Source organism: Streptomyces sp. OR43, from assembly GCF_008042275.1.
Classification (GTDB): Bacteria; Actinomycetota; Actinomycetes; order Streptomycetales; family Streptomycetaceae; genus Streptomyces.
Genome location: NZ_RDBK01000055.1, coordinates 1 through 2,684, shown reverse-complemented (window position 1 = coordinate 2,684; position 2,684 = coordinate 1). Strand labels below are relative to the sequence as shown.

Here is a 2,684-nt window from a genome sequence, read left to right as displayed (position 1 = left end):
CGGTTCCGGTGACGTCGCCCCAGAAGCCGTCCGCGCCCAGACCCTTGAAGAAGCCTCCGGTCTGATGCCCGACGCAGGAGAAGAACGCCCCGACTCCAGTGGCGCGGTGACCTCGGGCGGCAGCGATGTCGCGGGGGGATCGGGCGGTACGGATACAGGCGGTGCCGGGGGGCCGAGCTCCACCGGCGGTACCGACAGCACCGGCGGTACCGACACGTCGGGCGGCACCGACGCCACCGGCGGCTCCACCGGCGGCACCGACACCACCGGCGGCACCGGCGGTACCGACACCACCGGCGGCTCCACCGGCGGTACCGACACCGTCTCCCAGGACGACGAGGTCGACGACGGTGGCGACGACTTCGACCCCACCGCCGGCCCGGAGGCCGACTACGGCGACTACGACGGCACCGAGGGCGAGAAGAAGGACGAGGGCTGCACATCCGGAGTCGGGGCGTTCTTCTCCTGCGTCGGGCATCAGACCGGAGGCTTCTTCAAGGGTCTGGGCGCGGACGGCTTCTGGGGCGACGTCACCGGAACCGTGGACACGGTCTTCCACCCGGTCAAGGCGTGGAACGGCATCAAGGACTACGGCAAAAGCCTCGGGGACCAGTGGACCAAGGACTCCGAAGGCGCGGGCGACAAGTGGTCCAAGGGTGACTACCTCGGTGCTGCCTGGGACTGGACCAAGGCGTCCGGGTCCACGGGGCTCAAGGTCGTGGACGACATGTTCATCGGCGACGAAGTCCGCGACATGTGGAAGGACGGCAACGAGGGCCAGGCGATCGGGACCGGCTTCTGGAACATCGGCTCCCTCTTCATCCCCGGCTACGGCGAAGCCAAGCTGATCGGCAAGTTCGGGAAACTGGGCAAGCTCGGGAAACTCGGCAAGCTGGGGGAACTGGCCCAGAAGGCCTCGGAAGCGGCGGCGAAGGCCAAGAAACTGGCCAAGGCCGGCGACGTGGAGGGTGCGGAGAAGGCCGCGAAGGAAGCGCGGGAGCACGCCGACGAGGCCGGGGAGAAGGTCAGGAACAAGGGGTGTCCGGTCGGTCTGGCGCCCTTCGGGCCCCGGCAGCCGGTCGCGGGCGCGATGAGCGCGGCCTCCCTGCGGACGGACGCGGGTGCAGGACTCGTACGGACCGGCCACGGCGTGGCGGGCGCGGCCACCGCCTCCCTCGTACGGTCCTCGCCCCGGGCCCGGCCTGCCGGGTTCCGTGCCGAGGGCGGTGACTGCGAGGCGACACCCGAAGAGGTCGACGCCGCCAAGAAGGCGGACAAGGACGCGGACGACGCGGAGAAGGCGGCCAAGCAGGCCAAGCGGGAGGCGGAGAGGAAGCGCCTGGCGAAGATGGCGAAGCCTTCCTGGTACGACAAGCTCACGAACCCGCGTGCCGGCACCAAGGATCTGGGCGACGGGAAGTGGAAGGCGAAGAACCCCGCCACGTACGCCTACCCGCAGGAGATGGGCGCCCGCTACCAGGAACAGGTCTCCGGGGTGCGGCGTGGCAAGGAATACGAGGTCCCGCTCAATGAGCTGGAGGGCAAACCGGTCGAGTTCGACGGCTGGGACTCCGCGAAGCAGACCTTCATCGAGACGAAGTGGGGGTATCGCGGCCCGCGGTTCTACAACGAGGCGACCGGCAAGCTGACCACGCTGGCCACGAAGCGCTGGGTGGACCAGGCGACCCGGCAACTGGACGCGGCGCGGGGCAAGCCGGTGGTCTGGCATCTCTCGGATCCTGATGTGGCCAAGGCCGCCCAGAAGATGTTCAGGGACCGAGGCATGGACATTAAGGTGATCCATACGCCAGAGGTGCCGTGAGGCCGAAGGGGGCCGAAATGCTGGATGTGGTGGTGCGCGGACTGTGGGGTGTGCGTCAGCAGAGCCCCGACCAGCTGGCCGAACGGTGGCTCGTCCTGCTCCGAGGACTGGCCGAGATCGATGACGAGGCATGCGGTCATTGGTACGAGGCAGCTGAGGAGAACGTGTCGCCGCCCGCTGTTGCGCTCACCGTTCCGGCGCTTGCCGAGTACATCGACCGGCAGAACCCCGATTCCGACGCGGACTACATCGGGCGGGTGGCATCGCTGAGCGCGGCCACCGTCCCCGGCCGTCCTCAGGTGGAGACATGGATCAATGCGGGGGGTTCGGCGAAGCGGGTCGCTGACAGCTGCCTCGTCACGTTCCGGTCGCGGGAGCTGGACGAGTCCGTGGAACTGGTGCGGCGCTCCGCGGACGTGCTGTCCGCAATCGGTGCGAGCTGGGATGCCGACTGGGGCGACGCGTACAACGACGACGAGCACGAGGCCGTGGCGGACGCGTTCGGCCTCCGCCCCAGCGCGCCACGCGGCGGCCGGTCCGTGTACCTGTCGCCCGGCCGTGCGGCACTCGCGCCCGAGGGGCTGCCGGGGACGTACACGCGCACCGCGACGGGCGGTCTGGTCATCGACCTCACGCGGGGCGGTACGGCGCAGCCGTCCGCCGAGTCGATCGTCGAAGCGAACCGGGAGCTGCGCGCTGCCGGAGCCCTCGATCCGCTGCCCGTTCCGTTCGACCGCGACACGTTCTGACCCGGGTGGTTGAGAGCGATGTGGCCGCTCTCGGAGCGCATTCGGGACGGGGACGCGCCGCATGTCGCTCTCGCCTCCGGTCCCGGCCGCTCCGCCCCCCCGCCCCCGGGGAC

The 2,684-nt window shown here is 69.9% G+C and carries 2 protein-coding genes; both read left to right on the top strand.

Features of this window, described 5'->3' with window-relative positions:
* The coding region (locus EAO72_RS40195) for a Tox-REase-5 domain-containing protein (protein ID WP_148022337.1) at positions 1-1,822 on the top strand (1,822 nt) is incomplete at its 5' end.
* 17 nt (positions 1,823-1,839) lie between these two features.
* A complete protein-coding gene (locus tag EAO72_RS40190; RefSeq protein ID WP_148022336.1) occupies positions 1,840-2,571 on the top strand; it encodes a hypothetical protein in 732 nt (243 codons plus the stop codon).
* The last annotated feature ends 113 nt before the right edge of the window (positions 2,572-2,684 follow it).

Coding starts and splice junctions, on each gene's coding strand:
- EAO72_RS40190 (WP_148022336.1), top strand. CDS start 1,840: ATGCTGGATGTGGTGGTGCGCGGACTGTGGGGTGTGCGTCAGCAGAGC.